At 38.2% G+C, this 18,416-nt stretch carries 12 protein-coding genes; all 12 read right to left on the reverse strand.

The window, feature by feature from the left end:
- Positions 1 to 8 precede the first annotated feature (8 nt).
- Positions 9 to 1,997 (reverse strand): family 10 glycosylhydrolase, encoded by a 1,989-nt coding sequence (locus A8B79_RS01820; RefSeq protein ID WP_066217273.1) that lies wholly within the window; start codon positions 1,995 to 1,997, stop codon positions 9 to 11.
- A 72-nt stretch (positions 1,998 to 2,069) separates the two neighbouring features.
- Positions 2,070 to 3,464 (reverse strand): T9SS type A sorting domain-containing protein, encoded by a 1,395-nt coding sequence (locus A8B79_RS01825; protein WP_066217275.1) that lies wholly within the window; start codon positions 3,462 to 3,464, stop codon positions 2,070 to 2,072.
- 83 nt (positions 3,465 to 3,547) lie between these two features.
- Positions 3,548 to 4,813 (reverse strand): IPT/TIG domain-containing protein, encoded by a 1,266-nt coding sequence (locus A8B79_RS01830; RefSeq protein WP_066217278.1) that lies wholly within the window; start codon positions 4,811 to 4,813, stop codon positions 3,548 to 3,550.
- Between the two features lie 15 nt (positions 4,814 to 4,828).
- Entirely contained in the window at positions 4,829 to 5,830 is a 1,002-nt protein-coding gene (locus A8B79_RS01835) for a PorV/PorQ family protein (RefSeq protein ID WP_153038323.1), read from the reverse strand.
- A gap of 8 nt (positions 5,831 to 5,838) precedes the next feature.
- Positions 5,839 to 8,034 carry a hypothetical protein gene (locus tag A8B79_RS01840; protein ID WP_066217280.1) on the reverse strand — a complete coding sequence of 732 codons (2,196 nt, stop codon included), beginning with the start codon at positions 8,032 to 8,034 and terminating at the stop codon, positions 5,839 to 5,841.
- 16 nt (positions 8,035 to 8,050) lie between these two features.
- Positions 8,051 to 11,206: a TonB-dependent receptor gene (locus A8B79_RS01845; RefSeq protein WP_066217282.1), complete on the reverse strand. Its 3,156-nt coding sequence runs from the start codon at positions 11,204 to 11,206 to the stop codon at positions 8,051 to 8,053.
- Between the two features lie 351 nt (positions 11,207 to 11,557).
- Positions 11,558 to 12,265: a Bax inhibitor-1/YccA family protein gene (locus A8B79_RS01850; protein WP_066217284.1), complete on the reverse strand. Its 708-nt coding sequence runs from the start codon at positions 12,263 to 12,265 to the stop codon at positions 11,558 to 11,560.
- A 72-nt stretch (positions 12,266 to 12,337) separates the two neighbouring features.
- Positions 12,338 to 15,121 (reverse strand): DUF5916 domain-containing protein, encoded by a 2,784-nt coding sequence (locus A8B79_RS01855; RefSeq protein WP_066217286.1) that lies wholly within the window; start codon positions 15,119 to 15,121, stop codon positions 12,338 to 12,340.
- A 121-nt stretch (positions 15,122 to 15,242) separates the two neighbouring features.
- Positions 15,243 to 16,046, reverse strand: a complete 804-nt coding sequence (locus A8B79_RS01860) for a DUF4097 family beta strand repeat-containing protein (RefSeq protein ID WP_066217288.1) — start codon at positions 16,044 to 16,046, stop codon at positions 15,243 to 15,245.
- Positions 16,047 to 16,066: 20 nt separating this feature from the next.
- Entirely contained in the window at positions 16,067 to 16,945 is an 879-nt protein-coding gene (locus A8B79_RS01865; protein WP_153038324.1) for a DUF4097 family beta strand repeat-containing protein, read from the reverse strand.
- Between the two features lie 13 nt (positions 16,946 to 16,958).
- Complete coding sequence (locus A8B79_RS01870; RefSeq protein ID WP_066217293.1) at positions 16,959 to 17,738, reverse strand: zf-HC2 domain-containing protein; 780 nt, start codon at positions 17,736 to 17,738, stop codon at positions 16,959 to 16,961.
- Positions 17,731 to 18,294: an RNA polymerase sigma factor gene (locus tag A8B79_RS01875; protein ID WP_082894028.1), complete on the reverse strand. Its 564-nt coding sequence runs from the start codon at positions 18,292 to 18,294 to the stop codon at positions 17,731 to 17,733. The genes A8B79_RS01870 and A8B79_RS01875 overlap by 8 nt, the downstream gene beginning before the upstream one ends.
- Positions 18,295 to 18,416: the final 122 nt, after the last annotated feature.

Below are 18,416 nucleotides of genomic sequence, written 5' to 3' on the forward strand. Positions count from 1 at the left end.
CAGAGAAACTATTTGATCAAAGTCATTCTTCGGGTAATTGTATTCCCTTTGGAACTCAACTGATAAATATAGATACCGGAAGAGAGATTAGAACCATTAAAAGAAACATCATGTGTCCCTGAGGTCATATTCTCATTCAACAGAGTTGATACTTCCCGACCCAACATATCATATACTTTCAGTGTAGTAAATCCACTTTCCGCCAACCTGAAATTTATCACTGTGGTTGGGTTAAATGGGTTAGGATAGTTTTGAGATAACTGAAATTCTTTTACCATTTCAGATTCTTCCTCATTTGATACAACTATTCCGGCCTCTTCTGCAGGGGTAGGATCACTTTCTACATTATTTCTGCTCGCAGCGGTTACAAAATACCAGTACCCATTTTCCGATGGCGGAGTAATGTCTGTAAAAGTAGTATCCCCGGTAACTTCAATAAGGTTATAATACTTAGTCATTTCCTCTGTTTCATCTGGAGCCGTTCCTGAATCTACTCTGTAAACAGCATATTTAACCAATGTGTCTGTATGACTACTTGCGCTGGATTTAGCAATCTGATCTATAGACGAAGGACTCCAGGAAATATTAAAAATATACTCTGTCTCCGAATCTCTGTTCACTACGAGGTTTTCTGGAGTTTCCGGCTTAGCCATACTTTTCCAATCCATAATAGGCTGAAGGGCGTCATACTTATAAAAATTATTTCTTAATGAATCTGCAAATCCTTTAGATGAAAACCCTGTTAGATTTTTTTCTCTGAAGAATACACTTCCTTGAATTTTAGGATTACCCCGGTTAATTCGAACCTGTTTTGGAACTTCATTTGCTGCAAATAAACTGTTCGAGTAAGTGTTTGAATCTGAGCGATATAAACCGTGTCCCGGATACATATGTCTCTCATTAGCCGCTGCACTATCAGCCCACCAATTTGCAAGAGCTTTATAATCCTGACCGAATGGACCAAATCTGTTTATCTCCCAATAGAGTTGAGGGGTTATATAATCAACGGTTCGATCGTGTAGCCACGCAATTCCATCTCCGTAAATAACTTCATACGCATTCATTCCACTTATTCCGTCCGGGGTACCACTTTTCCAAATTCCAAACGGACTGATCCCAAACTTGACCCATGGTTTAACAACCTGCATGCTGTCATAAAGCCCTTCTACAAAAATATCGATATTATTTCGTCGCCAGTCATCTTTATCAGTAAAACCTCTGGGATATTTTATAAAAGTGCTATCATCTAAGGATTCATTATTATTGGATGCCATATGATTTGGCGGATAAGGATAGAAATAATCATCGAAATGAATCCCATCAACGTCATATCTGTTCACTACATCCATTACAACCTGAATATTGTAGTCAATTACTTCCGGTAAACCCGGGTTCATAATTGCAATATTATCGTTCATTACAAACAGCCATTCAGGATGTGTATTTGAAACATGTTTTTCATCTCTCTGGCTGGTATCAAACTGTTTTCTTTTACCCTTTTCATATTCTTTTTGAAGAAATGGCTTTAAACTTTCATCTACATCTTCTTCTGTCGCATTTCCGGGTAAAGACTTTTGTGTGAAGTCACTTGGTATAGTTCTCATTGCTCTGTATGGATTTAACCATGCATGTAATTCCATTCCTCTTTTGTGAGCTTCATCAATAGCAAATTCTAATGGATCCCAATATGGATCAGGGGCCTTCCCTTCTTCACCAGTAAGATATTTAGACCATGGTTCGATTGGAGAATCATAAAGTGCATCTCCTTCTGTCCTGATCTGGAAAAAAACTATATTAATTCCTATCTCGTCAAGTTTATTTAATTTGTTGATAAGATCTTCTTTTTGAAATCTAACCGGTACTCCACCTGCTTGGGGCCAATCCAGGTTAATAACAGTAGCCATCCATGTACCTCTGAACTCATATTTAGGTACATCTTCTTGGGAGAATGCGATAGCCGGAGCTAAAATAAATAACAGGATAAATAGCTTTTTCATAAAACGTGTTGTGCTCTCTAATATGGATAAAAAAAAGGCAGCACAAGGCTGCCTTTTGTGTTAAATAATTGCTTATTTGATTAAAGTCATACGATTAGTTAAACGTACGCCATTTGCTTGTAGTGTATAGATATACACACCGGAAGCAAGATTTGTAGCATCGAAAGTAACAGTATGATCACCTGCATTCTTTCTGTTGTTAACTAGAGTTGCAACTTCTCTACCTGTAATATCATAAACTCTCAATGTCACTAAACCAGCTTGATCAATTGTGTAGTTGATATTAGTAGTTGGGTTAAATGGATTAGGATAGTTCTGACCCAATTTAAATCCTTCAGGAATTTCATTTATGTCGCCTTCATTTGAAGTATAAACTTGTGTTGTAGTGAACTTCTGAAGATCATATGGAGTATCTCCACCACTAAAAACACCAACATAAGCAACTGTACCTTCTGCTTCGAAGTCCAGAGCTCTAGGACGACCAGCATCAAATTCACCTGTGAAATCAGGGTTCCATGCACCGGCAGACCAACGGATACTATCCAAAGGTTCTTCGCTAGCTGTTCCAAGAGCATCATAATCAAAAGCATACCATGTTTGTGGAGTATATGGTGCATCAGGAACATCATTTAATGAACCTGCTCCAACCCATAGGTGCTTAGTTTTAGGATGAAGATCAAAACTCTCTGCTCTGATTCCTCTTAACACAGTATCAGGTACACCGAATCCACTAAACTCGTCCGGCTTTTGGTATCTTAATACAAAACCATTTGTATAACCAGCCCACCAAATAGTTTGTCCATCAGCTGAAACTTGTACATCTCTTGAGAAACTAGCAGTTGTAGTTATAACCACTTCTTCGTTTTCAAGATTGCTGTCATATTTATAAATAGGAGCGTCGGTTCCCACCACACATCCTACATAAATATTTCCTTCAGCATCAGTAGTAGCTTCTCCTAATGAGCAACCTGATGTAGGATCTACCATTGCAAGTCCCTGACCGGTTTTATAATCGATCTTATAGAGTCTGTTGAACTGAGAAATAATAATATTTCCGTCTGCTACACTGGCTTCAATTCCTCTACCGGAATAACCTTCATAAGCATCACCTGTCCAAACTTGACCTAAAGTATCATTTGGAGTGGTTCCATCAGCGTATTCTATAACACTAAGTGGTGAAAAGCTGGCTGGAGTACCATCTGCGTTATATACATAGACTACTCTTGTAGTAAGAGTATCAGGGTCTCCGTTGTTTCCGTCTCTACTTGTAATTATAGTTTCAGTAGCTGAAAATGGTTGAACCCAAACCTTTCCATCAGGATCTACTGCTACACCGTGTACCTCAAAAAATAAGTCACTTGTATTAGCAGTATCCGGTAAAAATGTATTATCGAATGTCCATTGAGCATTTGCTAACATAGGTGCAAGCAAAAAACCCAAAAGAATTAATAGTTTGTTGTTTTTCATAGTTCTCCTTTTTGTATCCGTGTTTCTATAAGTATTATTTAATTGTTTAGTGTTGTTAAACAGTCTGCACTGTGTAAGTTTTCTTAAAACCCAAATATTCCAGCCCGCGTGCGATCATACATATCCATAAAATTCACACTGGCGTCATCTCCTTCAGTTACTACCACAGCAATTTCGTCATCTCTCCAAGTAATTCCAAAAGTTCCTTGTTTAATCATACCGGGATAAAACGGTTCGTGGCTCAATGATGGATAAACTCTGACAATACTAGTCTCACCGGAGTTGCCAACCAATAATTCACCATTTGAAGCTAAAATCAAGGAAGTAATAGCACCATCATAATTTGCTCCGTAATCAAAGTATAGTTCACCGGCATTTAAATTACCACCGCCATTAATACTAAACTTCCAAATTTGTTGGCTACCATTTATAAGCCCTCCTACAAACAATTCATTGTTGTTATCAAAATAGGCTACCGAATTGAATTGTCCGGTAAATGGAAACTTGGTTTCTGCTCTTGATGCAGCATCAAATCTGTGAATCTGATCACTATCAAGTCCCACTACCCAAAGAAAACCGTTATCATCAAAAACCATGTCATTGATTTTAAGATTTCCTGATGAAGATGCCGCCCATACTGAATCTCTTACATCTGATCCAAAAGTTTTAAAGAATATAGCTCTGATACTTTGCTGGGATGTAAACATTTTCCCTCCAGGACCTATTTCAAGGTCACTGAAAGATGTAAATCTCATAGTACTATCTCCCGGATAAGGTCTTGTGTCTTCAGGATCAGGTCTGGGTTCACCCGGATATTTAACCTGATCTCTGGTAATGGTTCCATCCGGAGCAATTCTGGTATATCTAATTACACCGTTGCGATTTATAATAGTGTATACATTGTTATTACCATCAACTGCAATTGGTGTTGTAGGAACAGAATTGTTATCAGTACCCGGATAAAATCCCTGAGGCTGTATTAAAGTATATGGAACACTCTCGCTTAAAAATTCAGCTCCTCTTCTTGAAACTATTACAGGAAGGTCCGTTCCGGAAATAACACCAGGTCTTACTATTAGCTGAGTTTCAGAAGCAGCTTTTACAACTCCCGGGGAACCCCCAAAATTGATTGTCATTTCATCAACTTCGGTTGAGAATCCTTCCCCTGTAACAATTACAGAATCTACTCCTGCTAAATATCCATTTACAGGAGAAATACCGGTAATAACAGGTCTAGCCTCCGGAGATTCATAGTCGGGATCAAAAATGCTATTATCATCCTTACAAGTGGTAAACACTAAAGCAAATAGCAGTAAAAAAACAGGTAAAAGTTTAATTTTGACTTTCATTACTCTTCTAAAATTTTAAAATCCTAATTGAACACTTATTCTATTTACTTCACCAAATACACCGAATTGTGTATAAGAATAATCTACACCCAGATCAAAACCTCCAAGTGGTTGTTTTATACCTATACCAAGTGCAATCTCTTCCTCATCTTTTGGAAATCCATATCCACCTCTCAATATAAAGCGATCTATGAATGTATATTCTAATCCAAACAGTAGTTGTTCATCATAATCTCTTGGACGATTGGCATCTATACTTACCAATAATGAATGATCCTCAAGATCAGTTAAGTCTAACACGTCCATGGAAATACCAATCTTGAACGTAAGAGGTAATTCTGAATTTTCAGTGTCATATGATACTTCCGGAGAAAAATTTCTGAGAGCCATTGCAAAGTTCAGACTTTCAAATCCCGTTTTATACAAAATCCCGAAATCCAGAACCGTGGTTGATGCCGAATATGATTGAGTGGTAAATCCACCTGCTCCGTCAGAACCTGTAGTTACTGAACCCAGATCCTGAGTAGCATATCTGAAATTCGCTCCAACAGAAAACTGATCCGTTATTGCGTTGGCGTAAGAAAGTCCAAATACCATTGCAGTTGGATTAATGAAGCCAATATCTCTATATCCTTTGTCTTCACTTTCATCTACTACTGTAGAAATGATATCTCCATAGTCTACTGAAATAGCATTTAATCCAAAAATACCATACTTACCATCAGAAGGCCTGTATATAAGTGAAGCTGAATTATGATTGATATCAGTGATCCATTGAACTGAACCAACGGAAGCAGAATATTTTGATTTAATATTGACCATTGTGGCCGGATTATAAAAAGCACTGTATGCACCCATCTCAACTGAAGTAACCGCATCTGATAATCCCGATGCCCTAGCTGATGGAGAAACACTTAAGAACTTCATACTTGTTTGTGCTCTCTTCTTTTGGCCATGTACCTGAGTACTTGTTAGAAGTAAAGCCAGACCAAATAAAATTAACTTACTTATTCTCACTGTTTCACCTATAAAATGATTACAATTTTTCTTATCGCTACTTTACCAAAATCGTCGTCGTTAGGATCTTCATTAATGATCCTTGCAATGTAAATTCCGCTAACTACTCGTTGTCTGAAATCTGTTCTAAGATCCCAGAATTCATCACCACTCCCATTATCATGTTCAATAGTTCGGACCAGTTCACCAATTTCAGTATATATTTCTATAGTACATATACCCGGAATCTCATAGAAAGCAATTCTGTCTCTTCCATCCTGATCCAGCAATAAAGATCTGTCAACATTTGGGTTGTAAGGATTAGGAACTACTCTGATATCTTCCATTACTTCTCCTGCAGCCCTCAATAGCCTGGCAGGATCATAAGACTGTGAGTAATAACGATTGCTTTTAAGGCTTGTGCCTGTTGGCGTTAATCCTGTTCCATCATTATTAGGCTCTCCTACACTCACTATATAATAGTAGTAATCTCTTCCTCGGATCGGAGTGTCTAACAGATATTGAGCTTCATTTCCGATTCGGGCGGCATCTCCATCACTAAATGTATAAAGTTGATCACCGGTTGCCGGAACCTCGGCTAATAATCTATATGTGCTGTCTACTCGACTTGAAGCTCTATAAATCTCAAAACCTTGTACTCCAGCCTCATCGCCGTATTCCCATTCTAATGTTATTCCATCTCCTGCTGATGTAACTACAAAAAAGCTTGGTGGTAGTGGTGCTTCAGGTATTAAATAACCAGAATTGAAATTAGCAATTGCTCTTTCAAATGTCTGAAAAAGAGAGTCTCGTCCTGTGAAAACCCATTCATTTTTTGTCATACTCAAAGTCTGACCATTTACCTCTGCATCAATATCCTCATAATCACCAGAACCGGGATCTAATACATCCTCTTTAAAACTTCTGCCTATTTGCTCTGCTAATTCTCTAGAAATACCTGCAGACGCCTCAGCTATTACTATTCGGACGCTTTCTCCCGGAGCCAAAGTATAAGGTCCGTATCCATAATTGTAAGCGAAACCTCCGTCATTGTTTCCTAGCTTAGGGTCATTAGTTGGTTGAATAAACCCATCATAACCTGAAGGCTCAACCTGATATGCATGCCGGGTAGAACCTCGCCCTTTAGTCATCATATTATATTCTCCGGCCATTTTGGTTGCATTAAATGCACTGTTATTGGCATACAAAGCATCATCATTATGCTCTTCGGCCATGGTAAATGGCTGTGCCGGATCATCGGAATCATCATTTGCTGAAGCATCCGCATGTAGGGTAACAGTTCCAACAAAATGATATGCTTCTAATCGGCCGGTAGTATCATCTGCTGTTAAGTAACCATCTGCAACTGTAGATGGACTAGGTTCATAAATCGGTGCCCCGATATTATCGTAATTAGCTGTGGCGAAGCCGGGAAAATAACCATGCCATGCAAACTGAGCTCTGAAATTTTCAGTCTCTTCGGGTCTTTGACCGTCTCCTCTTCTGTCATTCATTGTATTAACTCCCCAACCTGTACCATTACCAATGGTATGTCTGGAAGCCTTAACAGGAGCCATACGATTTAAGAAATAAGGCACAAACCCTTCTACTGTTCTATTTGGAAACTCTATTTCGGCATCGTCATCCACGTTTCCGGTATTGGTAAATATATATTCGATTACATGGTAGTTATCATGATATTCCTGACTGAACTGCATTGCAGTTCTTTGCACTGTAATTCCCAATAAAGTATTAGTTACTGCAACAATCTTTCGGTCAGCTTTCATACTTGGATCTACTTCATCATTAGTAACACTTTTGCTAAAGGAGACCAATCCATCCACACTAACTTCAGGAGGATCGAACTTACTAACTGTTTCCATCGATATCGGATAGAACTCTCCAAGACCGGTAACTCTAGGGCCAACGTGAACTACACGATAATTCCAGGTTTGTTGTTCGTCAGTAAAATTGGTTGCACCTAACCAAAGAGCTTTCATTGCCTGAGCATCCTGCCCTCTGTAAATAGCAGGCCATTGCCAACCACCTTGTTGCTCATTAATAAAACCCTCTTCTATCTCCGAGCCCAAACTGGAATAGAAATTATGAAATGAACCTGCTGACAGCCATCTATACTCGACTTGAGCGTTACTATCCTTAAAAGGATAAAAACACAATGCTATTAGCAGTAACCAACTAAATTTATAAAAATATTTTTTTGACATATTTAACGAACTACTCTTAAAATGAAAATCTGATTCCAAATCTTATTGTTCTTGGATCTAAGAAATTAAAAAATCTTTGATTTGGCATATTAATATATGCTTTCTCATCTAATACTTTATTTACATATTTGCTGTCTGCATCAACAAATGCACCCCCATCCCACTGATAATATTTACCTTCTGTAGTATTATAATAAAGAGCTCTTGTATTTCCACTCGCAGGTAACGTTGTTGCCACTTCAATAGGAACATATGTTACATCTGCCGGTCTGTAATCACCCGGCTTATCATCTCCCGGAACTCTTTGATTCAATAGTCCTATTTCGTCTAAAACATCTTTAGGGAGGTGAAGTGAACCCATGTAATCTAAAAAGTCAGTACCGTCAATAGATCCGGAATTATATGGATTAAAGTCTCTTCTGTTGATCACATTTGAGACATCTGCAAAGAACTTAACCGAACTTCCACTATTTAATCTAATATCCTTAGTGATTCTTAAGCTTGTGCCCCATGAATCTCTAAGCTGTAAATTATCTATAACTCCCGGTATGGAACCACCACCAGTATAGGTTATTTTAGCACCGGCTCTCCAGGAAACAAGAGGTACAATCTGCCAATTAGCTAATGGTTTTGTCCCTAATAGTTCCGGTCCAAAATCCCTCGGAGACTGTAAGTATAATTGCAATCTTGCAAATGGTTGTGGAACAGGTCGGAATATATCATTATCGCTGGTTGTTCTTTCGTAGTTACGTTGATCGAATGGGTTCTCATAGTTTTCCAGAGTACCAAACAGACCTCTTGAAGCAATACTATAGGTATAGTTTACTTCTCCCCAGAAATATTTTCCCCTTTGTTTTCGGAAAGTAAATTCAAACCCACGAATATCTTCATATTGAAAAGGTCTGCTTACCGTGTAACTGTTGTTATCTCTACTTGTGAATCCAACTTGAATTGGTTGATCACTTAAGTCTTTATAATAACCACTTATTCTAACTAAATAGTTTTCGAGAATATTATGCTCATAGCCCAACTCATAACTAACTGTTCTTGGAAGCTTATTACTAGGAGAAGCCACTCTTACTACTGTATTTGTAAAAGGCTCTACTCGAGTTAAATAGAGGTTTTCAGGATCAGGTAATTGAACTTGATGACCGTAGTTGAAGAAAAATTTACTCTGTTCAGTAATAGGGAATGATACACCTAATCTTGGCTGTAATATAATTTGTGGTTTTACATCTGATGTTGCTGCTGTATCTAATGCTGATGCATTTCCAGTATCGAACAGATCGGTAAATGGTTCGTAATCATACCAACTTATATTAGGATCAGAATAGGTTAATCGTAATCCAAGATTTGCGATCATACCATTAAACTCCAACTTATCCTGAACAAAAGCTGCCATTCTGATAGGGGTAGTATTCCAGACTGACCTTGTTCTACCGGAAGGTAACACTTTATCAAATGAGCCATAGTTCACCATACTGTTAGTTCGGATGAACTCAAATCCTGCTTTTACTTCATTTACTCTGTCTAACTGACTTGTAATTTTAAAGCTGGCACTTAATACAGAAACCTCACTACTATCCCTCGCTGTACTCATACCTACTCCCATCCTCATTCCTGAAGCCAAACCAAATGAAGTTTCATCAAAGAAGCCATATGGCCCTTCATCAAATCCAACTCCACCAAAGAACATTACATCTGATGTATCTCTTAAAGCACTTGGGTTGGTAGAATTTGTAGAAATGTAATTATTGACCTTTACTTCGTAGAAAGTAGTATTCGAAATGGAGTGCGTGAATTGAGCACCCAAGTTAAAAGTAGTTTGCTCCGTTGGCGCCCAATAATCTGTCGCAAAAATTCTTGATTCAATGAAACTTACATTATCCATATTTGACGCAATACCAGATGGAGAAACAAAGAATCCGGGGTTACCAGCTTGACTTGCTGATGTTCCTGTTTCCCTACTGTAAAGTCCGTCAATAGATAATTTCATCCCTGAAGCGACATTACTCGTTACTTTACTTTGAAAAGTTGTTTGCTTGTATCGATCGCGAGATAACGGAACCATATATATAGTTTGAGTTTCTCTAAAAGAAGTTGAAAACCTCAGATCCCCAAATCTTTTGCTAATGTATGGAACAGGGCCTCCAAAGGTAAAATCTATTTCATAATCAGGATCTGAAATTGCAAAATTCTTTCTATGCTGCCATAAGAAAGCCTGTTGTGCTGCTTCTGGGGAAAGATCATCATCATAGGTAGAAGGATCATTAGGATCATTATTAGCTAGTGTAGACTGTGAAAAAGCATTCCATCCTTGAAAGCTTGGATATTCCTCTTGGGTATAAGAATCCCAAGCTCCATTATCGGTTCCCGTCCAAGCCACTTCATCATCTAAATAAGGTCTTAACCAATAAGAATTTGGGTCGTTAACAGATTGACCTACATTTTTTTGCTGGGGAGGAGTAATTCTAACTAAACCATCAAGGGTGTAACGGTCTCTTTCTCCTTCTTTGCTAGTTACATTTATCAAACCGGATCTTAAGTTTCCATACTCTGCGCTAAAACCACCAGTTTGTACCTGAACATTTTCAATTGAAGTAATACTTATTCCTGTAAATGGAGAGTTACTTCTTTCTGAACGTAATGTAAATCCATTTAAATTAAAGGATACTTCATCACTTCCACTACCTCTAACGCTCAATCCTTCAACCCCGGCTTGTAAACCAACCGCAGCTGTTACACTTGTTATAGGTAGTGCATCCAGACTTTCCTTACTTATATTAGACTGACTTGAAGCAACGTCCTTTTGAACAACCGGGCGCTCTGCTATTACAACAATTTCCTCACCTTGAAAAGTCTCCTCCCTCATTGTAATATCGATATTGGTCGTAAGATCAATATTGATCTCAACGTTTTCGATCAGTACCGGAGCAAAACCAATGTAGGTAGCTTTTAATGTATACGTTCCCGGCTTAACGTTCAGAATTTGATAGAACCCATCTGCCTGAGCCGCTGATCCTTGTAAAGTACCTTCAATTACAACCGTTGCTCCCGGTAAAGGCTCACCGGATGAATCTTTAATGAATCCATTTATCTTACCTGATTGAGCAAAAAGGGTTGATGAAAGTAAAGTAAAGATTAAAAGAAGTAGTAGCTGTTTTAAACCCATATATTTTCAAATTGAATAAAAGAAAACTTTCCCTTGGAAGGGCTTTTTTCATTGAGTTAACATTTTAATAAAAAAAACTTATTGTTAAAAAAAATTAGTGATCGGATAACATTTTTTGATAGAAAACACTGAAACCTTCTTAGAACAAAATTGAGACCCTTTTTTTACTATAAAACCCGATAAATACGCTTTTCGAGTTATTCAAATACATATGTACATAATAAACACAATCTATTTTCTTTGAGAGTGTGACCAACAAATGTTCTAAGAAAATTATTCGATTACTTTTTTAGGAACCGATATTCATATCAAAAAAAAGCCCTTTAAAAAGGGCTTTAAATCTGAAACTTTTTATCGTCTGCTTCCAAAAATTCTCAACAGAAAAATAAACATATTTATAAAGTCCAGGTACAAAGCTAAAGCTCCCATCACCGCACCCTTTTTACCTTGCTCAGAATCTGCATCTAACTCCAGGCTCATATTCTTTATCTTTTGAGTATCGTAAGCTGTTAAACCAATAAAAATGGCTACACCTGCATAACTAATGATCCAATACAGGGTTGAACTGGCCAAGAAAATATTAACGATGGTTGCTATGATAACCCCAATCAATCCCATAAATAGAAATCCACCTATTGAAGTCAGGTCTTTCTTTGTGAAATATCCATAAGCACTACAAATACCAAAAGTACCGGCCGTAATAAAAAATGTGGAAGCAATGGACGCACTGGTGTACACATAAAATAGCACTGATAAAGTAACTCCATTTAACGCAGAGTATAGAATAAATAAAGCTGTGGCAAAACCCGAGCTCATTGAATCTATTCTGGACACCATCCACCAAACAAGCCCCAATTCAATAGCAATGAGTATATAAAACGGCATTGCACTAGAAGCGCCGGTAAACATCCCCATAAATGTACCCGAATCTGCAACTCTCATTGCTACAATTCCGGTGATGGTTAAAGCCAGTCCCATCCAGACATATACTTTGTTGACAAAACTTGTCTGTATACTTTTTACTTCTTCAGCGGTAAGATTTTGAACCTGATTTTGCATTTACGATAAAATTAATTTCATATTTAAACTACTTTACCAAAATACAAAATCCGATATCAATAAGTAAGTAGCTTACCCACCGAACCAATAACTAAATTTAACTAAAAATACATTGGTTGGCTCCGGATCTAGCAGGTTCCCAAAATCGTTTCCAAAATTAAATTCACCATTAGGTCTGAATCCACTTCTTTGTTGTTGCCACACTAAAAAGAAAGTCGACCCGGGACTGTACTCCCATCTGAATACGGCGTTACCTTGCAGAGATGACACGTTAAAATCTAACGGTCTTACCGTAAACTCATCTTCACCACCGGCTCCGTCGGGGTCAATGCTATAGCTTCCGTCAGCGTTTTGAGTAACCGAACCTTTATCCTCACCATATACATCAAAACCGAAACCGCCAGGGTTGTTAAACTCTTTAAGTTTTGAATATTTACCTGATGCAATGAATGGCCTTATATAAGTTTGCAAACTCATCTTAGTATTAAATGTCCAGTTCAATCTAAGTGAAGTAGAGAAATCAGTCTGTTTTATATCAGAAAATACATATCTGTTTCCAAACGTTTGATTCTCATCTAAAGCATTTTCAGATTGCTCCCTGATAAGAATAAATTGATCCACATCATTTTGATAACCAAACTCAGGTTCAACTGAAATCTGAATAAATGTTGTAGGTCTGTAAGACAAATACCCCCAGAAATAATGATCGTATTCTCCTACCCTGTCTTCTCTGTGAAATTGCCCTATTCCACCTGACAATCTCTTTGAACTGTTCGAATTAATATTGAAGTTAAAATTCCAGCTTCCGGGCATTAGAAAAGTTGGCCCACCTCTGGTTACTCTGTCTGAAATAGTATCAAAGTTTGCATTACCATTTATATTGAAAGACCACAGGTTTTTAAATTGGAAATACCCACCTGCATTATAACCACGAGAAATCAGATCGTTATCAAAGTTCCATGCGTGAGTTGTATAGCTCCATAAATTAATAAACTGTAAGAATTTGGGGTCGTTTTCCTGATACTGAATCCCCGTTGACACAGCCCTGTAATCCGCTCTGTTCTGAAAACCAATATCATTCGTTTCGTAACCCGGAGTAACCATAGATCCGGTTACAGACCATGTCCAGTGTTCCCCACTCGCTTTTTGTAAACTCAACTCTGAAGCTAATCCATTCAAACTCGTTTTATTGGTATCAACGGAAAGACCCTCGGAGTCTATTCTTTGATAGTATCTTTGAGGAGCATTCTGGGTTCTTGTGATCGCATCGGTTGTACCGAATACAGAACTAACTGATGCCGTACCACTCACGATCCATGAACGGTCATTCCAACCATGCTCAAAATCGGCTCCGGTAATAAACGCTGAATTATGAAGTCTGTTTTCAAAATAGGTTCCATCAATATCCCGATTCATTCCACTAAAGAACCCACCTACCACAGTATTCCCACTGTTAAAATCCTGCTTTAATCTGCTCACAAGGAAATTATTGGAAGGTTGAGCTATAAAATTACCTTTTGTGGTATTCCCATTATCCAGATTTGCCGTATAATTTGATCTTTCTTCCAATGTTCTTGCATAAAGAGTTCCAACTGATAAACCCGACTTTGTTTTACCACTTAATTTAGCAGCTCCTAGAATTTTCGTTTGATTAGGTGTGTTTGTAAAAATTGAATTCGTTTGAGAGGGATCATATAAATTATTTCCACTAAACCGATTAGCTTCTGATAAATTACCCTGAGGAGAACGGCCTATCCTTCTTGAGTAAAAAGTATTCGGATTACCGTAATTGTTAAATGACTTTGTGCCCCCAAATCTGAATATCTCATTTCCTTCTAAGAAAAATGGTCTTCTTTCTGAGAAGAACTGTTCGAATTGAGAAAGATTTATTGTAGCCGGATCTGCTTCAACCTGTCCAAAGTCGGGGTTTATGGTAGCTGTCAATGTCAGATCAGAAGTAACACCATATTTAATATCTCCACCAATATTGGCGTCCAATTCATTTTCATTATAGTATGGGTTGTTTGGATTACCGGGTGCTCTTTCTAAAACGGATGATACATAAGGTGTGATTTCCAATCTTCTGGGCTCTTCCAGATCTCTGATACCATTTAATCGTCCGAATAAAGAAACACTACCGGAAGCAGATTGTGAAGTTGGTGCCCAATAATTATACTCCTGATGTCTCGCTATTCTCCGTTGAAAGTTAACTCCCCATGATTTTATATCATCTTTGGAGCTAAAGCGTAATTGTGACATTGGGATTCTCATTTCTACAGACCAGCCACCTTCAACCATCTTTGCTTCAGCTTCCCAAACGGCATCCCATAACACATCCTCGCCTCTGTCATCAAAATACAGGATATCTTTTTGAACACCTCGTGGGTTTACTGCAAAAGTAAAAGCAGTTCGCTTATCATTATAACTGTCTAAACTCACATACACCCAGTCACTGGTTTCATTTCCATCTCTTCTGAATAATGAGGCAATCACGGAATCAGGAGATGTATCATAAGCCATTATACCTACATAAACTTCATTATCTGTATATAAGATCCTCGCTTCTGTTTTCTGGGATGGGTTTCCTCCGTCACGTGGAGATCTTTGCGTGAAACCCGTGGCTACCGGAGCCGTGGCCCAAATAGCTTCACTAAGTACCCCATCCAGTTGAATATTTTGTCCGGAAATTCTTACAGCTTCCATTGTAGGATTCTGTGCGTATCCGAAACGATAGTCTATATTATCTTTTTTAAGACTTATGCTTCTCAGTTCTTCTCTTTCTTCCGGCTCATTTTCTTGTGCTTGAACTCCAAAATTTAGACATAGCAATAGTAAGGTAATGGTAAATTTCCGCATGACAGTAGTGTTTTAAGGCTTTGGTAAGAAACTGCAAATCATTCTCTCCAAACGATTTGCAGTATTTTTATTAAACTCTGATAGTTAGACGAGCGTAATTTTAATTCGTTACTCTGATTTACTAGTTTTTACGAATTGAAATATCTCCATGGAGTGTTTTGAATAAATATTCAGGACCTCCTCCGTTAACTGTACCGTAAACCCATTTATTAATAGATACTTTGTACTGACCTTTTTTAGACGAGACTTGAGTATCCGTTGGGTTACGTTCGATATCCATATCAAAGTTGGTATACACATCTCCCCAGTCTGTTTTCATTTTCGCTGAGAACTTAGCGCTCTCAGGTAATGCGATCTCAATATCTCCATTTACACCTGTAAACGACATTGGTGCATTGGGATCGATCTTTACAAAACTGACTTCGATATCTCCGTTTACACTGTTTACTAATGCCGAGCCGGATATATCCATTACTTCTACGTCACCATTTACAGATTCGATCTCCACTTGCCCTTCCAGACCTCTTACTTCCACGTCACCATGAACAGCATTCAGTTTTAGAGAAAAGTTTTTGGGAACGTAGACGGTTAGTTCAAGGTCATTGTGTTGTGGCTGACTATTTATTTTAACCACGTTATTGTCTTCTGTGATCTCCAGGCTTAAACCTCCTGATGATATTCTCCTCAAACCATTTTTACGATTATTCCAGTTATCGTCGTCGTCATCACCGTTATATTTTACGATAACATCCTGACGATCATGCGTTTGTACTATTATATCGTCAGCATAAACCAGATCGATTCGCAACATGCCCTTTTGTCCGGGTTTGGATAAAGGAACAGTTATATCATCCTGAGCTGTTAAAGGATTTGATACAATCAACACAAGCAATGCACTAAATAGGGTAATTATTATTTTTTTCATGATTCTCTTATTTCTTGATTTTAGTTTCTTTTTCGGATGTAGGCACTTCCGTTAACCGTTTCGAATTCCATTTTTGCACCACCGTCTCCAATTTGGATTGGAGTGGATTTACCGATACGATATCTGTAACCTTTTCCGTCTTTTTCCTTGTTCAATTGGGCTTTAAGTCGAGTTACTTGTTCAAAATCTGTATAGAGATCACCGTGTAAACTTTCAAAAGTTACTACAGCTCCTAAATCATTTGGGGAATAAATTTCCATGCTTCCGTTTACAGTATTAAATCGTGAATCATCTGTCGGGCTTTCAGCAAAATATACTTCAATATCTCCATTTACAGTATGAGCATTAGTTTTACCCGCCACTTCTTTTAAAACTACATCTCCGTTTACATTTCCGGCGTCCACTCCATTCATCATATTCTCAACGATGAGCTTTCCTCCGTTTACAGTCGATGCTTTTACCATCATGCTTTCCGGCATCTTTACTTCGATATTGAATTCAAAGTGAATCTCGTCGTAATCATCCCATCTGTTTCGATTCCAGTTCATGGAATGTCTCATTTTCCCATCTCTGAATTTTACTTCAACTCCGGGAGCCTGAACATATACATAAATTTTTCCTTCATGCTCTTCCTGGCGAAGGTAGATCTCGTCTATGGTTTTTTGGTCCAGCTCTCCTCTTTTCTTTCGGATGGTTTTGGAGCCTGTAATAAGGATCTCATCTCCGTCATAACCTGATACTTTCAGATCACCATTTATGTTTTTTATGATAAACCCATCAATGGATGACAATGCGCTTTTTTTGATCTGAATGTCGATGCCTTCAGTTACTCTTTTATTTTGAGCCGTTACCTGAACTGTTAATAGTCCAACCAATAGTATTCCTATGATCTTTTTCATAATTCTTCCTTCCTTAAAGCGACGCAATGGTGCTTTCCAGTTTCTCTTTTACATTGATGTTTAAATTTCTTTCCTGTATCAGGTTTTCAAACTCAGACTTTGAGTTTTGTAATCCCATTTCAACCATGGCATCTGCCAAGGCAATGATCACCACATCAGAGTTTTGAGCTCCGATGGCGCTAACCAACCCTTCGCGAACAGTCTCATCTTCACCCCACTTCTTTAAGGTTTCGATGGTTTGAACTCTTACGTTCACGCTTTCATCATTATTGAGTGTGAATAACAAAGCTCTTACCGCTTTTTCATCAGCTATCGGTAATTCTGCACTTATATTCACCGCTCTTAACCGGTCTGTTGTGGATGCGCCTTCCAGCATACTAACGATCATCATTTCTCTCATATCCTGCATTTGGTCTGTTAATTCATTGATCTGAGAATCGTTGCTGCCTACTTGTGCACCGATAAATCCACCGACTATCAACAGCACAAAGGCATATGCCAATCTTGGCATTGTTAATGCTGCAAACAGTTCGTTCAACTTTTCTGAAATATTGAACGTTGGTTTGGCGGAAGCTTTTTCTTCTTCCAACATCGCATAAAACCTATCACTCATTTCCGAAGATGGCTCCGGAGTAGAAACTATTTCCAACTCATTGTGTAATTGTTCCATCGCCTTAAAATCGATCATATCAATCTCACCGCCGGCAATAAGAGCTTCAACTCTTGCTGTTTCTTGTTCATCTAATTCGCCGTTCAAATATTCGGCGATCAGTTCTTCATATTTTTTATTCATCACTGTATTCCTCACTTAATGTGTGTACAATGTTTTTTAAATCTTTCATTGCCCTAAAGAATCTTACTTTTACTGCGCTTTCGGTCACTCCCTGGATCTCGGCGATCTCTGCATATTTTAAACCTTCGTACCGGCTTAAGATCACCACTTCTTTTTTATCTTCATCAAGTTGATCGAGTGCTTGTTCAAGTATCTTCTTTCGTTTTGTTCGCTCGTCCATTTCACCAAATTCAGGAGAGGCACCACCCATTCGATCTTCATCAAGCTCTTCTTTTTCATTATGCTTTTTGTTTTGGCGATAATGATCAATATGCGCATTACGAGCTATGCTGAACATCCATGTTGTAAATGCCCCTGATCCTGAATAGGTGCTTCGATATTTGAGCATGCGCTCGAACACCGATTGAACAAGATCTTCACTCACATCGGTTTGAAACGTTTTCTTGTAAAAAAAACTGTAAAGCGGTCGATTGTAGCGTTCGAATAAAAGGCCCAGTTTATCCAGGTCTCCATCCTTCACTTTCATCATTAAAGCTTTATCTGTAGTTGAGTTCACTTATTTACCGTCTCAATGCCCGAAGTTTCGTGTTCTGTTAGTTACACTTGGTATTTGGGGAAAGGTTACATGTTTTTAGTATCGAACTTTTAGTACTTAGTATTTAGCAACTCGATACTAAA

Source organism: Balneola sp. EhC07 (assembly GCF_001650905.1).
Lineage (GTDB): Bacteria > Bacteroidota > Rhodothermia > Balneolales > Balneolaceae > Balneola.

Coding starts and splice junctions, on each gene's coding strand:
- A8B79_RS01820 (WP_066217273.1), bottom strand. CDS start 1,997: ATGAAAAAGCTATTTATCCTGTTATTTATTTTAGCTCCGGCTATCGCA.
- A8B79_RS01825 (WP_066217275.1), bottom strand. CDS start 3,464: ATGAAAAACAACAAACTATTAATTCTTTTGGGTTTTTTGCTTGCACCT.
- A8B79_RS01830 (WP_066217278.1), bottom strand. CDS start 4,813: ATGAAAGTCAAAATTAAACTTTTACCTGTTTTTTTACTGCTATTTGCT.
- A8B79_RS01840 (WP_066217280.1), bottom strand. CDS start 8,034: ATGTCAAAAAAATATTTTTATAAATTTAGTTGGTTACTGCTAATAGCA.
- A8B79_RS01845 (WP_066217282.1), bottom strand. CDS start 11,206: ATGGGTTTAAAACAGCTACTACTTCTTTTAATCTTTACTTTACTTTCA.
- A8B79_RS01850 (WP_066217284.1), bottom strand. CDS start 12,265: ATGCAAAATCAGGTTCAAAATCTTACCGCTGAAGAAGTAAAAAGTATA.
- A8B79_RS01855 (WP_066217286.1), bottom strand. CDS start 15,121: ATGCGGAAATTTACCATTACCTTACTATTGCTATGTCTAAATTTTGGA.
- A8B79_RS01860 (WP_066217288.1), bottom strand. CDS start 16,046: ATGAAAAAAATAATAATTACCCTATTTAGTGCATTGCTTGTGTTGATT.
- A8B79_RS01865 (WP_153038324.1), bottom strand. CDS start 16,945: ATGAAAAAGATCATAGGAATACTATTGGTTGGACTATTAACAGTTCAG.
- A8B79_RS01870 (WP_066217293.1), bottom strand. CDS start 17,738: ATGAATAAAAAATATGAAGAACTGATCGCCGAATATTTGAACGGCGAA.